Source organism: Novosphingobium sp. MBES04, assembly GCF_000813185.1.
Lineage (GTDB): Bacteria > Pseudomonadota > Alphaproteobacteria > Sphingomonadales > Sphingomonadaceae > Novosphingobium > Novosphingobium decolorationis.
In genome coordinates this window covers 181,359-200,813 of record NZ_DF850490.1, presented here as the reverse complement: position 1 = coordinate 200,813, position 19,455 = coordinate 181,359, and the positions used below count along the sequence as shown (strand labels likewise).

The window sequence follows — 19,455 nt, the reverse complement described above, 5'->3', positions numbered from 1 at the left end:
GAACACCTGCCAAAACCTATCGACGTTCGGGGCTCCGTCAAGGATCGCGGTGCCCCCCAATTTTCACGACAACCAGCAAGCTGGCCGCCGAGAAAATCGGCTCCCCCACGCTCGTTTCACGGCGACGCGCCCAGGCGCGTCGTCCCTGACTCCTCCCCTCTGCGCCGATGAATTTTTTTTTGGGGGGGGGCACGATGGGAACGCTTCAAGAATCGGAGTCTTTCAGGCACGCTTTCAACAACTTAGCTGACATCCTCGCCAACGACCGTATCGCCAAGGCTACAACGGATGAATATGCTGCCGAGACTCACGCGGGTGCCTTGATCGAGCACAACGAGCTGGCCAAGCTCACCTACATGGACGAACCGGTCTTCAACCAAATGCCGGATCCCGATCAGGCCCGCGCAGCCGTCGAGCTGATCGTCGGCACGCTCTTCGACGTTGTCCGCGACACGATCATGGAAGAACACGCACAGTGCCTTGCATGGGGCTTCGTCAACTCCTTCCACATGACCGCACGGCTTGCCGAGGGGCGTGAGGACGATGCCGCCAAGAAGCTGGGCGAACTGGTCCGCATCAACAACACGAGCGAAATCCACACCGTCGAAGTCGAAGAGACACAGATCCTCTGCCAGACCATGCAAGGATGCCGCGAAGCGCTGGAAGCCATGCGGACCACGCATCCGACATGAACCGGGTCGAAACGGGTCGCCCATTCACCGCTGCCCGCGGTTCGCAAGTCTCGAAGAACACAGCCACGGCCTCACAGGTCCAAGCCCGCGACTTCCTCGTAGCCCGCCAGCGCCAACGCGACGAACAGCTCGCTCCGACCGGACCCGTCGTTGTCGTATCGGGCGGTCAAGTCTGGCACGACCACGCAATGCTGTGGGAGATCCTCGACGACATCGAGGCACGCATCCCCGAGACGGTCCTTGCCACGACCGGAATGCGCAAGGGCGTCGATGCCATCGCAACAGGCTGGGCACAATCACGCAAGGTCCACGCTATTCACTTCCTCCCCAATCGCCAGCACGGCAACTGCGCACCGTTCATGCGCAACGAGACGCTCGTGAAGCTTCGTCCGGTCGAAGCGATCGTCTGCGAAGGATCCGGCATCCAGAGCAACCTCGCGCAGGACCTTCGTGCCGCTGGCGTACCGATGCACATCCGCCGCATCGCCGACCAAATCTCGCCCGAGCGCATCAAGCAGGCCTGAACGCCACATGGGAGGTCCCGGCCACGGCCGGAGGCTCCCATTTCTTTCTCCGTGCGAAAGGCGCGGCTCAGGGGCATCGAACCCCTTCGCCGCGATCGGGACGAACCCTGACGGGTTGTACCCTCTGCGTACCCGAAACGCACTGTGCCGAGCGCCGGAAAGTCAGCGTTGCCGATCCTGGCTACCCACCGCAGGCGCGCCGGGGCACGTCGTTCGGCCCCTTTTTTGCTTCAAACTCTCAAGCCTGAAGCCGCCAGAGAACTGGCCTTTGAAGTAGCGGCCGCAGCATTTGACGTGCTGCGCTGCGTAGGCACAGATACCGAGCCCTGCAGAAACGCAAGCGCCTTATCTGCGCCCATCTTCACCGAAGCCTCAAGGATCGCGCGCGCAGCCTCGAAAGGGAGCTTTCTCACGAGCTTTTGGATCTCTCGATCCTGCTCCGTACGCTCCTTTTCGGCGAGACGCTTTTTCCGCTCTGCAAGAGGCGCTTCTTCGGCTTCAATAGCCTACCGCTCGCGTTCAATTTTGGGATTCACAGCTTCCTCCATTTGCAATTGGAAGAACCCTGAAATCACGCTCGACAGTAGCCGCATTCAAGAAACACCTTGGACCTTCAATGAACGAAACTATTTCATCCACCACGGTGAAGGCAAGTGACTATGCTCTCCCCTCGACCACAGTCCACTTATAGAAGGACCCTGTCGGCTTGGTCTGACGACCAGGCCACTGGGTCGAATATCTCGGCCTTACGGCCATGGACCCCACTGGACGCCCCATGGAGATCTCGGGAACCCGATATTACCTCCCTCGACAAGTCGAGGGCCCTCAGTCCCTGATTTTTGGCACACCCTACACGGCAGGCCGTATGGTTTTCCCTTTCAAATCAAAACGTAGACTATCGTGTACGCGTATACCACCGTGGACAATACTACATAGAGACAATTGATCACCATATAGCAGTGCCTTAGGCGTACACCATAGTGCTCGCCTAGATGCTAGACATGTGTGGAATAGATAGAGTATAACGTCTTTGCGATAGCCAAATCAGGTTCTCTCAGGAGAGCTTGAGTTGGAACAAAATCAGAGCACACAAGCTCGCTCGGTCCGTTTAAGTTCTGGCGAACTGAAGCTTATCGATCAGCTTGCCGAACAGATGGAAACATCACGTTCGGAGGCCCTTCGCTATGCCATCCGTATCGGCCTTCCATTTGCTCTCGCCCAACGCGGGATCAACGTTGACCGAATCTTAATGGCACTCGAGATCCTCGTAACGCAAACCTTGTGGCAGATCGAGGAACGCGAAGGGACTGAGTCTGTACAAAGACTCTTGAACGCTTCCTCCCAGTCAGTGACCAAATACCATGCGTGACGGCGACATTCGCTTCAGCCGAAAAGCGGCCACGCTTGAACATCATTCCGCCCGCGGAAAGGTGATCCCGAACTCGACAAACTTCACGCGCGGTTCCCAGCTCTTCTCGCACGAAATGATGATGATCTGGCTCGTTCTTTCGGTGGTGGCAGGCCTGGTCTACGTGCTGCTTTTCGGGGCACAGGGGTGGCTCGGACCCTGGCTCGACAGCCACGACATCCAGATCGTCTTCGCGGTGCCGGGGATAGTCCTTGCGACCATCTTCGTCACCTTCCCCTTCGTCGCCCGCGAACTCATCCCGCTCATGCTGGAACAGGGACGCGACGACGAGGAGGCCGCGCTCTCGTTGGGAGCCTCGGGCCTGCAGACGTTCCTGCGCGTCACGTTGCCCAACGTGCGCTGGGGCCTGCTTTACGGCGTGCTCTTGTGCAACGCGCGGGCGATGGGCGAGTTCGGTGCGGTCTCGGTGGTCTCGGGGCACCTGCGCGGACTGACCAACACGATGCCGCTCCACGTCGAGATTCTCTACAACGAATACAACTTCGTGGCCGCCTTTGCGGTGGCCTCGCTGCTGGCCGGCCTCGCCCTTGTCACCCTGGTTCTCAAGACCCTGGTCGAGGCGCGGTTCCAGCACCATCAACGGAGGAATGCCTAGATGATCGAACTTTCCGGAATAGCCCAAAGCTACGGCACGCAGACCGTGCTCCAGGATATCGACCTGTCGGTGCGCGATGGCGAGTTCCTTGCCCTCCTGGGCCCCAGCGGTTCGGGCAAGACGACGCTCCTACGCATCATTGCCGGGCTCGCCTTTCCCGAGCGGGGCACCGTGCGCTTCAACGGCGAGGACGTGACCGATCTGAAGGTTGCGCAGCGCAAGGTGGGCTTCGTCTTCCAGCACTACGCGCTCTTCAAGCACATGACCGTCGCCGACAACGTGGGCTTTGGCCTGTCGGTGCGCGGCCGCCGCGAACGCCCCTCACGCGAGGCGATCCGGGCCCGCGCCGAAGAGCTTCTCGACCTGGTCCAGTTGGGCGGCCTTGGCGCACGCTATCCCGCACAGCTTTCGGGCGGCCAGCGGCAGCGCGTCGCGCTCGCCCGCGCCCTTGCCACGGAACCGCAGCTGCTTCTCCTTGATGAACCTTTCGGCGCGCTCGACGCGCAGGTGCGCAAGCATCTGCGCCGTTGGCTGGGTGAGCTTCACAAGCAGATGGGCCTGACTACCATCTTCGTCACCCACGACCAGGAAGAGGCACTCGAATTGGCGGATCGTGTGGTGGTGATGGAGGGCGGCCGGATCGAGCAGATCGGCTCACCTGAGGAAATCTACATGGCGCCCGCCAGCCCCTTCGTTGCCCGCTTCGTGGGGGAAAGCACGCGCCTGCCGGGTGGCCACCTCGTACGACCGCACGACATCGAGATCGAGACGTCAGGCGATGTGGGACATCCAGTGCAGGTCGCCAATGTCTTCCGCAAGGGCGGCTTCTGGCGGATTGAGGCACACAGCGAGGAGCTTGCCGGGCTCATCGAGTTCGATGCCGATGGGCGTCGTTCACCGCCTGCCGCGGGCGACACGGTCCATATCCGCCCGCGCCGCTTTCACATCATTCACGGACTGGACGGGGGCGCGTCGTGACGGCCCCGTCGCATACCAATGCCGCCGCGACGGGTGACCACGCGCTTGAAGCCACCCTGGCGAGCGTGCGCGAGGCACTCAGCGGGCTTAAGTTCGGCAGCGTCTCGCTGACCGTTCACGAAGGCCGCGTGGTCCAGATCGACGTGACCGAGAAGCGGCGCCTGGTGCCCGTACGCTAGGTGAGACCGACCACAACAGGACACCCGCACTCCTTCAGTGTTTGAAGGTGACAAGGCGGTAGATGTAATAGCCCAGGAGGCCGAGGAGGATCGCGGTGGTTGCGGGGTTGAGATAATCCTGCACCTGGCGGTACTCCTCGCCAAGCGCATAGCCCGCATAGGCAAGCCCGCCCTCCCAGAAGAGTGTGCCCGCCAGCGTCAGTGGCACGAAGCGCACAAGCGGCATGGCGAAGATCCCCGCAGGAATGGCAACGAGTGTACGCACTGTGGGCACAAGGCGCCCGCCAAAGACCAGCGGCGTGCCGAACTTACGAAAGAGGCGCTCGGCCCATTCGATGTCCTGGACCGACAGCGTCGTCCATCGCCCATGTTTTGCCGACCAGTCCTTCAGCCGCTTCCCACCCAGCCAGCGGGCCAAGGCGTACCACAGCAGCGCACCGGCCAAAGATCCGATGCTGCCCGCCACGACCACGCCGATGATGGCGAGCTTTCCGTTCGCCGCCTCCGCTCCCGCCAGCGGCATGATGATCTCGGAAGGAATGGGCGGGAAGACGTTCTCCAGGAACATAAGGAGCGCGATGGCAGGATAGCCTCCTTCCGCCACAAAATCGCGTATCCAATCAGCCATCTGCGCATCCTCTTCCTGCGAGCGAAGAGAATGGTCGAACGCGCACCGGGGTTGCCTGATAGTGGCCCAGACACACTTTGAAATGCTTTTGCCGCGTGGGAAGGTCGAACAAATGCGCGTGCGGAACGTTGCGCCCAGTCCATAGCAAGGGGCTTTCTGTGCGCTACGCGATCCTGCTGGCCTGCCTGCTGGCCGCGGCCTGCAATACCCACCAGTCCGCACTGGCCCCTTTCGGTGTGGAGGCCGGGGAGACACGCACGCTTACGCTGGTCATGGCCTTAGCCGCGCTTAGCCTCGCCGCGATCACTCTTGCGCTCTATTTTCGGGCGGTACGGGCACCCGAAGGCAGCCTCAGCCACAAAGGCGGCATGAAGCTGGTACTTTGGATGGGCGCGATCGTGCCGACCGTGCTGCTGGCAGGTCTCCTCCTTTACGCTCTCCCCGCCATGCGGCCGATGGACAGTGCGCCGGGCGATCTGGAGATCCGGGTCGAGGGCGAACAGTTCTGGTGGCGCGTCATCTACGATCCGCAAGACCCGCAAGGGCGCCTCGTCGATGCCAACGAGATCCGCATCCCGACCGGGCGCACCGTGGTTTTCACGCTGGCCGCACACGATGTCGTGCACAGCTTCTGGATACCGGGCCTTGCGGGCAAGATGGACATGATCCCCGGGCGCGAGAACCGCCTTGTCGTCAAGGCCACCAAGCCAGGCCGATACCGCGGGGTCTGCGCGGAACTGTGCGGGCTTGCCCATGCACTCATGGCTTTCGAGGTCGTCGCAATGGAGCCTGTCGCCTTCGACTCCTGGCTGGCTGAGCAACGGACGGGCACAGCCGCCCCTCCCAAGGACAGCCGAGGAGCACGCCTCTTTGCGGACCAGGGCTGCGGCGCTTGTCACGCCATCCAGGGGACCGAACATACAGGCCAGATCGGTCCTGATCTTACCCGCTATGCCCACCGCAGGAGTCTTGGCGCGGGCACGCAGGAGCCCACTCTCGCCAACACCGCCGACTTTATCCGTGCGCCGCAGGACCTCAAGCCTGGCGCGCGGATGCCGACCTACACCGATCTCTCGCGCGAAGAGGCCTTGGCCATCGCCCGCTACCTGAAAGGCCGCGAATGAGCCTCCACGACCAGGACGATCCGGCCCTGCGCCGCGCCCAGGAGGAGCGCCTTCGCGCCGTCTGGGCCGCGCCCAAAGGCATCTTTCTCAAGTGGACGGACTGCAACAATGACGCGGTGGGCGCGTGGTATGTGCTGACCGGCTTCGTGTTCATGCTCTTTGCCGGTGTGCTGGGCCTGCTCATGCGCGCGCAGCTGGCCGTGCCCGAGAATGAGCTGATCGGACCGGCCACCTTCAACCAGCTTTTCACGCTGCACGGCTCGATGATGATGTTCCTCTTCGCCGTGCCGATGTTCGAGGCGGTCTCGATCATTCTCCTGCCCCAGCTGCTGGGCGCGCGGGACCTACCCTTTCCGCGTCTCTCCGCCTTTGGCTACTGGTCGTTCCTCTTGGGCGGGGTCTTCGTGGGTGGCTCGATCCTGTTCAACGCCGCGCCCGACGGGGGCTGGTTCATGTACCCCCCGCTTACCACCCGCACCGACCTCTCCGGGATCGGCGCGGACATCTGGATGCTGGGCCTCTCCTTCATCGAGGTCTCCTCGATCGCGGCGGCGGTGGAGCTGATCGTGGGCGTGCTCAAATGCCGCCCGCCGGGCATGCGCCTCAATCTCATGCCGCTCTACGCCTGGTACATCCTGGTCGTGGCGGTGATGATCCTGTTCGCCTTCCCGCCGCTCATTGCGGGCGATGTCCTGTTCGAGATGGAGCGCCTGCTCAACTGGCCCTTCTTCGACGCGACGCGCGGGGGCGATCCGCTTCTGTGGCAGCACCTGTTCTGGATCTTCGGTCACCCGGAAGTCTACATCGTCTTCCTGCCCTCGATCGCGCTGTTTGCGATGCTCGTACCCACCTTCGCGCGTCGGCATCTGCTGGGCTATCCCTGGATCGTGCTCGCGGCGGTGGGCACCGCGTTCCTCTCGTTCGGGCTGTGGGTCCACCACATGTTCACGACGGGCCTGCCCAAGATCAGCCTCGGTTTCTTCTCGGCCGCGTCCGAAGCGGTCGCCATTCCCACTGCGGTCCAGATCTTCGTGTTCATCGCGACCTTGTGGGCGGGCCGGGTCAACTGGTCGACGCCCCTCCTCTACGCCACGGGAAGCCTGGGCGTCTTCGTCATCGGTGGACTGACCGGGGTGATGGTGGCTGTCGCCCCCTTCGACTGGCAGGCGCACGACACCTATTTCGTCGTTGCGCACCTGCATTATGTGCTGATCGGGGGACGCTGCTGCCGCTGTTTGCCGGGCTCTACTATTACTGGCCGCTCATCACCGGCAAGAAACTCTCCGACAGGCTGGGGCGCATCGCCTTCTGGATCCTGTTCGCGGGCGTGAACCTGTGCTTCTTCCCGATGCACCTCTCCGGCCTCATGGGGATGCCGCGCCGCGTCTTCACCTACCCCGAAGAACTGGGCCTGGGCGATCTCAATATGGCCTCGACGGCCGGGGCCTTCCTGTTCGCAGCTGGCGTCGCGGTGATCTGCATCGACATGTGCCTGAGCCCGCGCCGCCCGCTCGCCACCCGCAATCCCTGGAACGCGGGCACGCTGGAATGGCTCGCCCACCCGCAGGACGAGCACTGGGGCATCCGCTCCATCCCCCTTATCGAAAGCCGCTACCCGATCTGGGACCAGCCCGATTTCATGCGCAAGGTGGATGAGGGGCGCTACTTTCTCCCCGACGCCGAGGAAGGCCGACGCGAGACCATCGTCACCAGCGTGATTGACGCGCGCCCCCTCGCCGTGATCCGCCTGGGCACCCCGGCCTGGGTACCGATGCTGACGGCCTTCGCGCTTGGCTCGGTGTTCATCCTGACGACCTACCACCTTTATGGCCTCGCCCTGATCGGCTCTGTGCTGACGCTGGCCTGCGTGGTCTGGTGGCTCTGGACCGGCACGGCTGAAATCCCCGAGAAACCTTCCAAGCCCATCGGTCACGGCCTCGAGCTTCCGCTCTACATCTCGGGGCGCAGCGCGCCGGGCTGGTGGGCCATGTTCATCACCATGATGGCTGACGCGACGGCGTTTTCGGGCCTTGTCTTCGGCTACTACTTCTTCTGGACCCGCCACGAAACCTTCCCTCCCATGGCGCTGGCCGACGGTCCGGGCTGGTTCTGGCCAATGGTCGCGCTGCTCGCAGGCGGGGTCAGCTGGCTCCTCACCCTGGCGGCGCGCAGCGCCAACAGCCGGGGGGCAACGGGGCCCATGGCGCTGCTGCTGACAGGGGCGATGCTCGCCGCGCTGGGAAGCGGCGCGGCCGGTCTCGCCGGGCCGTGGCTGTCGGGTCTGAACCCCGAGACCCACTCCTACCCCGCCATAGTCTGGACGCTGACCATCTGGACGGTCGCCCACGCCGGGCTTGCCATTATCATGCAGGCCTATGTCCTGGCCCGCGGCCTGGCCGGGCGCATGACCGCCCGGCACGATGCCGATATCCGCAATGTCACCCTGTTCATGCATTTCTTCGTGCTGAGCGTCGTCGTGACCTATGCGACCATCGGCCTGTTTCCGGAGGTATCGTGATGTCCGACCCCGCGCCTCGCAAATGGGAGCATCGCCTGCGCATCACGTTGTGGGTGCTGATCGTGCCCCCCACGGCCTGGGCGGCGCATTTCCTGTTTTCGTACCTGTGGGCGGCGATTTCCTGCGCCAAGACAGGTCACTTCGCGACAATGCCCTGGCTCTATATCGGCGGGACGGTTCTGGCCCTTGCGGTGATTGCGCTCGCGGGCTGGGTCGCCTGGCACCAGTCCCGGACACCCGGAGATCCCCCTCCGCATCAGGAAAGCACCCGGATAGACCGTCTGCGCTTTCTGGCCACGGCCACGCTGCTTCTGGCCGCGCTCAGCACGGTGGGCGTGATCTTCACCGCGCTCCCGGTCGTTTTCCTTCGGGAATGCACATGAGACGCGCGCCCTTTCTCCTCGGTCTCACATTGCTCCCACTGGGTGTTCTGACCTCACGGTGGGGCATGACCGGGCATATGGCGGGCCACATGCTGGCGGTCGCCATCGCCGCGCCGCTTCTTGCCTGGGGACTGACGGGAAGCGGCCTCGATCCTGCCCGCAGATACCCTGGCATCGTCGCCCCGCTGCCAATGATGCTGCTCGAACTGATGACGGTCTGGGGCTGGCACCTGCCGCTGCTGCGGGCCCTGTCGGACAGCTCGCTGATGGTTGCGGTACTGGAGCAGGCGAGCTTTCTGGCGGCCGGTACGCTCTTGTGGTGTGCGGCACTCAACGTGCAGGCGCGCGCCGCCGGGATCGGCGCCCTCCTGCTGACCTCCATGCACATGACGCTGCTGGGCGTTCTCATCGGCCTCGCCCCGCGCCCGCTCTACATCTGCGGATCGGGGCCCTTTGGACTCGATGCCCTGAGTGACCAGCAACTGGGCGGTGTGGTGATGCTGCTGGTCGGCGGCGCCAGCTATCTGATCGGGGGGCTCGCCCTCCTTGCCACACTTCTGCGCTCTGGCCCCAAGGAGACCGCATGACCCTGCGCCTTACATGGAAACGCGTCCTTGCCAGCCTTTCCGCGCTTGCCGCCGCCGGCCTGCTGTTCGCCTGGTCCGGCCTCTTTCCGCTTGCGGCAACGACAGGCCACTGGGCCGTGACCGAATGGTTCCTGCACTGGACGATGCAGAATTCGGCCCGCACCTATTCGGCGTTTCAGACCCCCGAGCAGGTGCGCGACGATGGTGCGCTCATCAGCGCTGCTGGGCACTTCCGGCAAGCCTGTCAGGTCTGTCACGGAGCGCCCGGTGTAGCCCCCTCCCCCGCCATGCAGAGCGCCACGCCCCATGCCCCCGATCTGGCCCGGACAGTTACCCATTATTCCGACCGCGAACTGTTCTGGATCGTCACCCACGGGGTGAAATACACCGGCATGCCGGCCTGGCCGACACAGGATCGCCCCGACGAGGTGCGCCGTATGGTCGGCTTCCTGCGCCAGCTGCCGACGATGGACGCGGGCCGCTACGCCGAGCTGAGCCTCGCCACTTCGGACGTCGCACTATCTCCTCCCCTCGTCCGCCAATGCGCCGGCTGCCACGGGAGCGATGGCCTTGGCCAGGGCCAGCCCGACATCCCCATCCTCGCAGGCCAGAAGCGTGCCCACCTCTACACGGCGCTGCGCCGCTACGCGTCGGGAGCGCGCCACAGCGGTCCGATGCAGGTCGCCGCAGCCACGCTCACCGACAGCGAGATGCAGGCGCTGGCAAGGCACTATGCGCAGCTGCCCGGACTGCACGATGCACCGCTCGACGCCGCGCATCATCTGGTAAATGGAGGGGATCGCACCCGGCAGCTGCCTGCCTGCGCGCGTTGCCACGCGCCGAGTAAGACAGCCCCGATCCTGGCCGGACAGCGGGCCGGCTACCTCGCCGATCGCCTGCGGGCCTGGCAGGGGGACGATACCGTCATCGACCTACACAAGTCGCAGCTGCCCATGCCGGTCATCGCAAGGCGCATTCCCGAGGATCAGATCGAGCCTCTCGCTCGCGCTCTTTCACAAGGCCGTCGTCTAACGCCGCCCTGACGGGGGCCGTTAGTTCGCGACCTGCCCCTGCCGCGATAGACGGTTTGTGCCACACGTGGGCGTGGCCACGGTTCCTGGTCTGCGGCCTCGATGGTTTGACTCCAAGACTGAGCGCCCATGGTGCAACGAACTCCCCCTGATCGCATGCAAATAAGTCGCAATAGCTATTGAATATGAGGCACGGTAGCTACGAAGCCCCTGCTGCGAACAATTCGCAGCAATGTAACAGGGGAGATACACGTGCTTTCATTCCGGGCCGCGCTGATCGCGTCGGCGGCCGCTTTCGTTGCCATACCCGCCGCGGCCCAGGAGGCCCCGGCCCCCGAGGCCGCCTCCACGCCGACCAGAGACACCACGACAGCGGGCGAGATTCTCGTCACCGGCCGCGCGCAGCGCCTCTACCGTGTCGAGGAGACCACCGTCGGCAAGGTCGCGCAGGACCCGATGAACATTCCCCAGGCTCTCCAGGTCATCAATTCGGAGCTCTTCGCCGACCAGGGGGCCCGCGATGCGACCGACATCTACCGCAACATCTCGGGCGTCAGCTTCTTCAGCTATGCGGGCGTCACCTTCCGCGGCTTCCGGCAGGACCAGTCCTTCTACGATGGGCAGCGCGGCAATCCCTTCATCGGCTTCTCCGTCCCCCAGCTTTTCAACATCGAGCGGGTGGAAGTGCTCAAGGGCCCGGCGGGTCTGTTCTTCGGCCCCGGCTCGCCCGGCGGCATCATCAACTACGTCTCCAAGACCCCGTCCGAGGAAACCGGCCTGCGCGCCGTCCTCACCGGCGGCACCTACGACCGGATAGGCCTGTCCGCCGAAGCGACAGGAGCGATCGACCGCGATGGGATCCTCACCTACCGGCTCGGCGGCTTCTACGAATCGATGGATCCCTACCGCCGCAACACCCAGAACAAATCGCGCATAGGCGATGCGGGCCTTGCCATTCGCACGAACGAGGGTGGCAAGCTGACCCTGCAGGCCACGGTCTACGACAATGAGCTGCAGGCCAACCGCCTGCGCGGGGTGCTCGTCGATGATGACGGCAACTTCCTCACCGACATCCGCTGGAACGCGAACGAGAAGACCGATTTTCTGAACCTGCGCTCCGAAGCTTACCAGGCGCGCTATGAGACACGCATCGGCGAGGCGGTGACCTTCAACGCGGGTGCGCGCTACTTCAAGGCGAAGGAGACGCAGCAGTACCACGAGCCGCGCGGGCTCGTGGCCGACAACCCGGACCTGGTCGTGCGCGAATTCCGCGACCAGATCCGTCCCGTCGACGGGCTCTCGTTCATGGTCAACGCGGCAGCGCGGATGGATCTGCTGGGCCTGGAGCACAACTTTCAGGCCGGGGCCGACTGGTACGACGAGACGAGCGTGCTGCATTCGCGCATCCTGCGCACCGACGTCGCCCCGCTCAGCCTCAGCAATCCGGTCTATGGCCTGGGTGCGGGCGATGCGCAGCGCGCCGCGCAGCTTCCCTATACCACCACCGACACGCGCACCCGCCGCCAGGGCGCCTACCTCCAGGACCAGATCAGCCTCACCGACGCACTGCTGCTGGTGGCGGGCATTCGCTACGATCATTTCGAGGACGAGGTGATCCGCAGCCTTGGCGGCGCGCTGCAGGACCGTACGCGCTACGCCGACAGCGACGTGACGCTGCGCGGTGGCGCGATCTTCAAGCCGCGCTCCGACGTCTCGCTCTACGCGAGCTGGTCGCAGAGCTTCGAGCCGCAAAGCGCGGCCGATCAGAACAGCGATGCAGGCGGCCCCTTCGCGCCCGTCACCGGCAACCAGATCGAAGGCGGCGTGAAGACGCAGCTCTTCGATGGCCGCCTTCAGGCCAACGCGGCGCTCTACCGGATCGTGCGCCGCAACATCCTGCAGGTCGACCCCACGCTCCCGCCCGTCAACGGCGTCGACCAGCTCGCGCCCATCGGCGAGGTCACCAGCAAGGGCTTCGAAATCGACCTCACCACCGACATCACCCCCGACTGGGTGCTGATGGTGAACTACGGCTACAACGACACGCGCATCACCGACACGGTCGAGGGCCAGGCGATCACCAACGGCGTGGGCGACCGCTTCGCCAACGCGCCGCGCCACAAGGTCGGCTTCTGGACACGCTACCAGGTTCCCGCAATCGCCGCGGCCTTCGCTTTCGGAGGCGAGCATGTCTCGCGCCGCATCAGCCTCTCGGGGCAGACTGTGAAGCCCTACACCATCTTTGACGCCTCGATCACCAAGAGCCTGGGCTTCGCCGAGCTTCTCCTGCGCGCCGACAACATCTTCGACAAGGTCTACGCAGCCTCGGGCTTCTCCAACCGCAGCGGCCATTTCCCCGGATCGCCGCGCACGTTCCTGGCCGAACTGCGCGTGCGGTTCTGAGCGGGACGGCACGCATGGCCAAGGCGCGCAAACCCAAGGGGCGTTCGCTGTGGTGGCGCGTCCACAGCTGGGCGGGCTTCAAGCTTTCGATCTTCATGACCTTTGTGCTGGCGACCGGCACACTTGCGGTCTTCGCCCACGAGATCGACTGGCTGGTGACGCCCGCCATGCGCACCACCCCGCACACGGGGCCGCGCGCCAGCTGGGGCACACTGGCGGCCGCCGCGGCCAGCGCGGTGCCCGAGGGACGCCTGCAGTCGCTCCACGCCCCGATCGACCCCTGGTTCACCGCCGAAGCCTGGGTCGACACCGGCGCGGGTTCCCCCCGCAGGGTCTATGTCGATCCGTGGAGCGGCAAGGTCACCGGCACGCATGGCTGGGCCAACGCGCACCGCTTCCTGCGCCAGATCCACCGCCATCTGATGCTGCCGACGCAAGTCGGCATTCCCATCGTCAGCGCGCTGGCGCTCCTCCTCCTCGCCTCGCTCGTCACCGGCATCGTCACCTACAAGAAGTGGTGGCGCGGCTTCTTCAAACGGCCGCGGGGCGGGGATGCCCGGCGCCTCAGCGGAGACCTGCACCGCCTTGGCGGGCTGTGGAGCCTGTGGTTCATCGCCCTCATTTCGCTGACCGGCCTGTGGTATCTGGTCGAGACGCTCGGCGGCCATGCGCCGGTTCCCGAGCTGGCCCGGACCGAACAGGCGCGGGCGGCGCCGACTGGTGCGGCGCTCGACCGGCTCGTCGCACGGGCCCGGCACCTGCGCCCGGATCTCGACATCCGCGAGATCCGCTTCACCCCCCGGCAGGGCGTGATCCTGCTCGGGCAGGACGCCGCCTGGCTAGTGCGCGACCGGGCGAACGGGGTTGCGCTCGACCCGGCCGACGGCGCGGTGCTGACGCAGCTGGAGGGCGAGGACCTGGGCCTCCATGAACGCATCTCGGAGATGGCCGACCCGCTGCATTTCGGCACCTTCGGCGGGCTCGTCACCAAGGTTATCTGGTTCCTCTTCGGCCTGATCCTCACCGGGATGTCGGTGACCGGGGTCATCATCTACGCCAAGCGCCTCGAAAAGGCGGAGCGCGGCGCGCGCGGCGCTGTCACCATCGCCCGGCAGGACATGGGCGCCTGGGCCTGGGCCAGTCTGGCGCTGATCCTCCTCGCCCTTGTCCTCACGCCCTATGCCATCGGCGGAGCCGTGTGAGCCAGCGCGCATCACACACAGGATTGCCAGAACGCCCAAAGCGCCCGATACCCGGGGCATGAACGCCTCCTCACTTCTCCGCCACGCCCCCTGGGTCCTGCTCGCCCTTGCCGCCACCGTGTGCCTGACCGTACTGGCCGTGTCGCGCGGGGAGGATGTCAACGCCCTGTGGATCGTGGTCGCGGCGATCAGCAGTTTCCTGGTCGGCTACCGCTACTATGCGCTCTATATCGCGCGCCATGTGATGAAGCTCGATCCCAGGCGCGCGACACCGGCTCACACCCGCGCCGACGGGCTCGACTACGTCGCCACCGACAAGCGCGTCCTGTTCGGCCACCACTTCGCCGCCATCGCCGGAGCCGGCCCGCTGGTCGGCCCGGTGCTGGCCGCGCAGATGGGCTATCTGCCCGGGACCTTGTGGATCATCTTCGGCGTGGTACTGGCAGGCGCGGTGCAGGACTTTATGGTGCTGTTCATCTCGATGCGCCGCGATGGCAAGTCGCTGGGGGAACTGGTCCGCCTCGAGATGGGGCCGGTCGCAGGCACGATCGCGCTTGCCGGGGCCTTCCTCATCATGGTCATCATTCTCGCCGTCCTCGCGCTCATCGTCGTGCGCGCCCTTGCCGAAAGCCCCTGGGGTATGTTCACCGTCGCCGCCACGATCCCGCTGGCCCTCGCGATGGGCGTCTATACCCGCTGGATACGCCCCGGTCGGATCGGCGAAGTCTCGATCCTGGGCTGCGCGGGGCTGATTGCGGCCATCGTCTTCGGGCAGGATATCGCCGCCTCGCCGGTGCTGGGCCCGCTCTTCACGTTCACCCCCGAGGCCCTGTGCTGGATCCTCATCGGCTACGGCGCGCTCGCCTCGCTGCTGCCGGTTTGGCTGCTGCTCGCCCCCCGCGACTATCTCTCCACCTTCCTCAAGATCGGCGCGATCAGTGCGCTGGCCATCGGCATCGTGGTCATGGCCCCGCCGCTGCGCATGCCCGCCCTCACCCAGTTCGTGGACGGAGGCGGCCCGGCCTGGTCGGGTGCGCTTTTCCCGTTCCTCTTCATTACCATCGCCTGCGGCGCGGTGTCGGGCTTCCATGCCCTCATCGCCAGCGGCACGACCCCCAAGCTGATCGCCGCCGAGACCGATGCCCCCTTCATCGGTTATGGTGCGATGCTGATGGAGGCCTTCGTCGCGATCATGGCGCTGGTGGGGGCCACGATACTCGATCCGGGCATCTACTTTGCCATGAACAGCCCCGCCGCGGTCCTGGGCACCGACCCCGCCAGCGCCGCGCAGGCGGTCTCGTCCATGGGCTTCCCTGTCACCCCCGAGCTGCTGACCCAGACCGCGCGCGACGTGGGCGAACATACCATCATCTCGCGCACGGGCGGCGCTCCTACTCTTGCCGTCGCCATGGCCGAGATCTTCAGCCATATCGCGGGTGGCAGCGCGATGAAGGCGTTCTGGTACCACTTTGCGATCCTCTTCGAGGCGCTCTTCATCCTCACCGCGGTCGATGCTGGTACCCGCGCAGGGCGCTTCATGCTCCAGGACCTGATCGGCCTTGCCGTGCCTTCGTTCCGGGCCGGAACCTCCTGGGTCCCGGGTGTCGTCGCCACGGGCCTGTGCGTTGCAAGCTGGGGCTTCTTCCTCTACCAGGGCGTCACCGACCCGCTGGGCGGGGTGAACACATTGTGGCCGGTTTTTGGCATTTCCAACCAGATGCTGGCGGCGGTCGCGCTCATGCTGGCAACCTGCGTCCTGTTCCGCATGAAGCGCCAGCGTTTTGCCTTCGTCACCGTGATCCCCACCGTATGGCTGCTGATCTGCACGCTGAGCGCCGGGTTCCTCAAGCTCTTCTCGGCCGATCCGGCGGTCGGCTTCCTCGCCCACGCCGCCAAGTTCGGCGCCGCCGCCGCAAGCGGCACGGTTCTGGCCCCAGCCAAATCGATGGCCGAGATGGACGCGATCATCTTCAACGACCGGGTGGATGCGGGGCTGTGCGTGATCTTCCTCGCAGTGGTCCTCTCGCTGCTCGGCTTCACGGTACGGACCTGCCTTGCCGCGCTGCGCAGCGATGCGCCCAGTGTCCAAGAAAGCCCCGCGCACATGCTGGCCGCGTCATGAAGATCCTGCGCGACACCCTGCGGCTCATGGTCGGACAGCCACCCTACGAAGTCTACCTGGCGCACATGGCCCGCCACCACCCAGGGGAGGAGCCGATGAGCCGCGTCGAATTCTTCCGCAACCGCGAGGCGGCCCGCTTCGGCGGTGCGGGCGGCGGTAAGTGCTGCTGAGGGCGCAACTCCCCTCTGACCGGGCTGCATGCGAAATTTCAGGCCTTACAAATCGGTGGGCCTGCAAAGGGTGGCGCCAAGGCCACAAGATGGCGGGATCGCGTATTACCTCTCGCGTTCCGCATCCGCACTCACAATCGTCAGAAGCGATCTCAAAAACTGCGCCGGCCCAGGAGTGGGCCGGCTCGCTTTCCTCTGACGCGACTGTAAGACGAGGGGGTGGTCGGCGAATCTCTGGCTCTATGCCCGAATTGGAGGACTGCTTCCGCTGGTACGGCGCCGCCCACAACGCGGTGTCATGCAGTAGGCACGGTCCCGCCATCGATGACATATTCGGTACCAGTGATGACCCCGGCCCGGTCGGACGCCAGAAAGGCGACAAGACTGGCGACCTCGTCCGGCTTTGCCGGTCTGCCGATCGGGATCGTGCCCAGCGACGCCATGATGATCTGCATGCCTTGCTCGATGTCACCGCCATGTTCACGGGCCAGTCGGGACGCCAATGCGATCGACGCTTCGGTTTCGATCCATCCGGGGGAGACACGCACCACCCTGACACCGCGCGGCGATACTTCCTTCGACAGCGCCTTGCTATACGTCGATAGGGCCGCCTTCGCGGCGGCATAGGCCGTTGTCGATTCCGGCAGCGGCATTTCGCGCTGGATCGAGGTGACATGGATAATGACGCCAGCGCCCTGCGACACCATGCCCGGAACCAGCGCCCGATCCAGGCGCACCGCAGGCATCAGGTTCAGGTCGATCTCGGCCTGCCAGTCCGCATCGCCAAGAACGGCAAAGCCCCCGGAAGGGGCCGACGAGCCCCCGAGCATGTGGACGACGATGTCCACGCCCCCCAGGCATTCCTGCACCGCTGAAGCCACGGCGTCGCAGCCTTCAGGTGTCCTGAGATCGGCCGCGACAAACGCGGTATCGGTACTGCTGTCCGGCTTGCTGCGGGCCGTGGTCAGCACCCGGGCACCAAGCTCGCGAAAGAGGCTGACTGTTGCAGCCCCCGCGCCGCGCGTGCCCGAGGTGATAAGAGCACGCTTGCCCTTCAGGCTGAGAAAGTCTGTCATGGCTTGATTTCCAGCGCGCTGATCTTCTCTCCCTCCAGCACGAAGAAGTAGCGCAGATCGACCGGGCTGCCGGGAAAATCGCCCTCCATGTGACTGGTGACGACAATGCGATCCGCGTCGGCCTCCAACGAAAACGGTTCGACCGTATAGCTGTATTTCGTAGAGGAAGACTCTTTCCATTTCCTGATCGCGGCGCGGCCTTCATGGTTCTCGCCTTCGTCCCGCACAAGCGCTGCCTGGGTGAAGCATTGCGCCACGCGCTCGGCATCCTTCGTCTCGTCGGCAGTGAAATAGCGGGCGATGGCCCGGGGCAGATCGATAGCCATTTTTGTTCTCCATCACTTTAGCGAACCAGGATTGCCTGCTGAGGCGATCCCGGTCCGGTGTGTTGACGGAAGCCATTTTAGCGATGGACCACTGGCTCGATAATCGGGATAAAGATGGATGTGGTATTGCGAATTTCAGAATAATGAGCCGACATAACCTTATCGAGCTCGACGCTGTGATGGCGATCCTGCACAAGGGCACCTTCCGCGCAGCTGCCACCGATCTTGGCATGTCGACCACGGCTCTGAGCAATGCCATCGGCAGGCTTGAGCGCCAGCTGGGTGTTCGCCTGTTCAACCGGACCACCCGCAGCGTTTCGCTCACCGATGCCGGCAGGACGTTCGTGGCAAAAGTCGGTCCTGCGCTGCAGGACATTCACGAAGCGATGGAAACCGCACGCTCGCAGCAGGAAGTGCCATCAGGAACACTGCGCATAAACGCCTTCCCAACCGCAGCGCGCGAGGTCATGGCCCCGCTCATCCTGCCGTATATGCGCCGCTATCCGCAGGTGCATGTCGATCTTGTGACCGAAGGTCGTCTGGTCGACATCATCGGCGAGGGTTTCGATCTGGGTATCCGGAGCGCCGATCTCGTGCCCAGCGATATGATCGCCGTGCGCATCGGTGGCCCGAGGCGTTTCGTGGTCGTCGCCACTCCCACCTATTTCGAAGAGAACGGCAAGCCGAACCGGCCCACAGATCTCCAATCCCACCGCTGTCTGCGGGTGCGCTTGCCTGACGGTGGCGTGTACCGCTGGCATTTCGAAAGGCAGGGCCAAGCAATACAGGTCGATGTCGATGGCCCTGTCACGCTCGACGAAGCGAGCCTTGCCCGTATCGCCGTTCTGGACAGTGTCGGGATTGGCTTCTTCATGGAACCCGATGTTCGCGACGAATTGGCATCGGGACGCCTGATCAGGGCTCTGGAGGACTGGACCCCGCCACTTGCCCCGCTTGCCCTCTACTATCCGAACCGCCGCAACCCTTCGGCCGCCTTCGCCGCCTTCATCGCTCTGGCGCGCGATGTTGCCCACGCCGGCGCGAAGGACTGACATGCTCGATGGTGGCTGAATCCGACCCTTAGTTGCCGTTCAGCACCCAATTTTACGTTCTTAGGTGCGGACCGTGTAGCGCGACAAACAGGATGAGGATTGCGCGTCAATCAGGATGAGAATGTGATTGTCGCGGCGCGTCATTCAGTGCCGATTTTAATTGTCGCTGGCAAGGACCTCGTTCTCATCCTGATTGTCGGGGATGGTCTCGAGGACTTTTGGTGTGGTGTAGGCGGCAGGACGTCCAGCCCCGGTGCGGCGGGCCTGAGCCGTGCGCCGACGATAACTTTCGACGTTCATCTCGAAGATCGTGGCGTGATGCACGAGCCTGTCGACCGCAGCGAGCGTCATTGCCGGGTCCGGGAAGACGCGGTTCCACTCACCGAAGGGTTGGTTGGCGGTGATGAGCAGGGATCTGCGTTCGTATCGGGCGCTG

General features: G+C 64.5%; 19 protein-coding genes and 1 pseudogene. 16 read left to right on the top strand and 4 right to left on the bottom strand.

The genetic code is table 11. The annotated features are described in order from the left end of the window. Window positions 1–194 precede the first annotated feature (194 nt). The 6 genes from MBENS4_RS27040 to MBENS4_RS22790 all read left to right on the top strand — a co-directional run bounded on the left by MBENS4_RS27040 (window position 195) and on the right by MBENS4_RS22790 (window position 4,397). Window positions 195–692: a hypothetical protein gene (locus MBENS4_RS27040; RefSeq protein WP_242405093.1), complete on the top strand. Its 498-nt coding sequence runs from the start codon at window positions 195–197 to the stop codon at window positions 690–692. After that, complete coding sequence (locus tag MBENS4_RS27035) at window positions 689–1,216, top strand: DUF2493 domain-containing protein (RefSeq protein ID WP_242405092.1); 528 nt, start codon at window positions 689–691, stop codon at window positions 1,214–1,216. The genes MBENS4_RS27040 and MBENS4_RS27035 overlap by 4 nt, the downstream gene beginning before the upstream one ends. 1,069 nt (window positions 1,217–2,285) lie before the next feature. Beyond that, a complete protein-coding gene (locus tag MBENS4_RS22805) occupies window positions 2,286–2,585 on the top strand; it encodes a ribbon-helix-helix domain-containing protein (RefSeq protein WP_039396309.1) in 300 nt (99 codons plus the stop codon). Next, window positions 2,578–3,240, top strand: coding sequence for a sulfate ABC transporter permease (locus tag MBENS4_RS22800; RefSeq protein ID WP_084592334.1), 663 nt, complete (start codon window positions 2,578–2,580; stop codon window positions 3,238–3,240). Before MBENS4_RS22805 ends, MBENS4_RS22800 begins: the two co-directional genes overlap by 8 nt. Beyond that, entirely contained in the window at window positions 3,241–4,218 is a 978-nt protein-coding gene (locus MBENS4_RS22795; protein ID WP_052322724.1) for a sulfate/molybdate ABC transporter ATP-binding protein, read from the top strand. Continuing rightward, complete coding sequence (locus tag MBENS4_RS22790; protein WP_039396306.1) at window positions 4,215–4,397, top strand: YezD family protein; 183 nt, start codon at window positions 4,215–4,217, stop codon at window positions 4,395–4,397. The genes MBENS4_RS22795 and MBENS4_RS22790 overlap by 4 nt, the downstream gene beginning before the upstream one ends. Before the next feature lie 34 nt (window positions 4,398–4,431). Here MBENS4_RS22790 and MBENS4_RS22785 read toward each other — a convergent pair whose 3' ends face one another. Continuing rightward, window positions 4,432–5,025, bottom strand: coding sequence for a DedA family protein (locus MBENS4_RS22785; protein ID WP_039396303.1), 594 nt, complete (start codon window positions 5,023–5,025; stop codon window positions 4,432–4,434). Between the two features lie 158 nt (window positions 5,026–5,183). On the opposite strand from MBENS4_RS22785, the gene MBENS4_RS22780 reads away from it, so the two are divergent. The 9 genes and pseudogenes from MBENS4_RS22780 (at window position 5,184) to MBENS4_RS25090 (ending at window position 16,565) form a co-directional block, all read left to right on the top strand. Further along, the gene (locus MBENS4_RS22780; protein WP_052322723.1) at window positions 5,184–6,149 is read left to right on the top strand and encodes a cytochrome c oxidase subunit II; all 966 of its coding nucleotides are present in this window, start codon (window positions 5,184–5,186) and stop codon (window positions 6,147–6,149) included. Then, a pseudogene (locus MBENS4_RS22775) lies at window positions 6,146–8,667 on the top strand (cbb3-type cytochrome c oxidase subunit I). The gene MBENS4_RS22780 and the pseudogene MBENS4_RS22775 overlap by 4 nt, the downstream one beginning before the upstream one ends. Next, window positions 8,667–9,050 carry a membrane protein gene (locus tag MBENS4_RS22770; RefSeq protein WP_039396301.1) on the top strand — a complete coding sequence of 128 codons (384 nt, stop codon included), beginning with the start codon at window positions 8,667–8,669 and terminating at the stop codon, window positions 9,048–9,050. Before MBENS4_RS22775 ends, MBENS4_RS22770 begins: the two are co-directional and overlap by 1 nt. Continuing rightward, a complete protein-coding gene (locus MBENS4_RS22765; RefSeq protein ID WP_039396298.1) occupies window positions 9,047–9,637 on the top strand; it encodes a cytochrome c oxidase assembly protein in 591 nt (196 codons plus the stop codon). The genes MBENS4_RS22770 and MBENS4_RS22765 overlap by 4 nt, the downstream gene beginning before the upstream one ends. Next, the gene (locus MBENS4_RS22760) at window positions 9,634–10,680 is read left to right on the top strand and encodes a c-type cytochrome (protein WP_039396296.1); all 1,047 of its coding nucleotides are present in this window, start codon (window positions 9,634–9,636) and stop codon (window positions 10,678–10,680) included. Before MBENS4_RS22765 ends, MBENS4_RS22760 begins: the two co-directional genes overlap by 4 nt. Before the next feature lie 240 nt (window positions 10,681–10,920). Then, window positions 10,921–13,071: a TonB-dependent siderophore receptor gene (locus MBENS4_RS22755; protein WP_052322722.1), complete on the top strand. Its 2,151-nt coding sequence runs from the start codon at window positions 10,921–10,923 to the stop codon at window positions 13,069–13,071. Between the two features lie 14 nt (window positions 13,072–13,085). After that, entirely contained in the window at window positions 13,086–14,273 is a 1,188-nt protein-coding gene (locus MBENS4_RS22750) for a PepSY-associated TM helix domain-containing protein (RefSeq protein ID WP_052322721.1), read from the top strand. Between the two features lie 58 nt (window positions 14,274–14,331). Beyond that, entirely contained in the window at window positions 14,332–16,395 is a 2,064-nt protein-coding gene (locus MBENS4_RS22745) for a carbon starvation CstA family protein (RefSeq protein ID WP_039396287.1), read from the top strand. After that, window positions 16,392–16,565 (top strand): YbdD/YjiX family protein, encoded by a 174-nt coding sequence (locus MBENS4_RS25090; RefSeq protein ID WP_084592333.1) that lies wholly within the window; start codon window positions 16,392–16,394, stop codon window positions 16,563–16,565. Before MBENS4_RS22745 ends, MBENS4_RS25090 begins: the two co-directional genes overlap by 4 nt. A 296-nt stretch (window positions 16,566–16,861) precedes the next feature. On the opposite strand, the gene MBENS4_RS22740 is transcribed toward MBENS4_RS25090, so the two are convergent. Further along, window positions 16,862–17,641: an SDR family oxidoreductase gene (locus MBENS4_RS22740; RefSeq protein WP_039396283.1), complete on the bottom strand. Its 780-nt coding sequence runs from the start codon at window positions 17,639–17,641 to the stop codon at window positions 16,862–16,864. After that, window positions 17,638–17,967: a nuclear transport factor 2 family protein gene (locus MBENS4_RS22735; RefSeq protein WP_039396280.1), complete on the bottom strand. Its 330-nt coding sequence runs from the start codon at window positions 17,965–17,967 to the stop codon at window positions 17,638–17,640. Before MBENS4_RS22735 ends, MBENS4_RS22740 begins: the two co-directional genes overlap by 4 nt. A gap of 143 nt (window positions 17,968–18,110) precedes the next feature. Between MBENS4_RS22735 and MBENS4_RS22730 the strand changes: the two genes are divergently transcribed. After that, entirely contained in the window at window positions 18,111–19,019 is a 909-nt protein-coding gene (locus MBENS4_RS22730; protein ID WP_039396278.1) for a LysR family transcriptional regulator, read from the top strand. A gap of 156 nt (window positions 19,020–19,175) precedes the next feature. Here the strand turns inward: MBENS4_RS22730 and MBENS4_RS22725 are convergent. After that, window positions 19,176–19,455, bottom strand: a 280-nt coding sequence (locus MBENS4_RS22725; protein WP_159108123.1) for an ATP-binding protein, incomplete at its 5' end; no start/stop codon positions are given.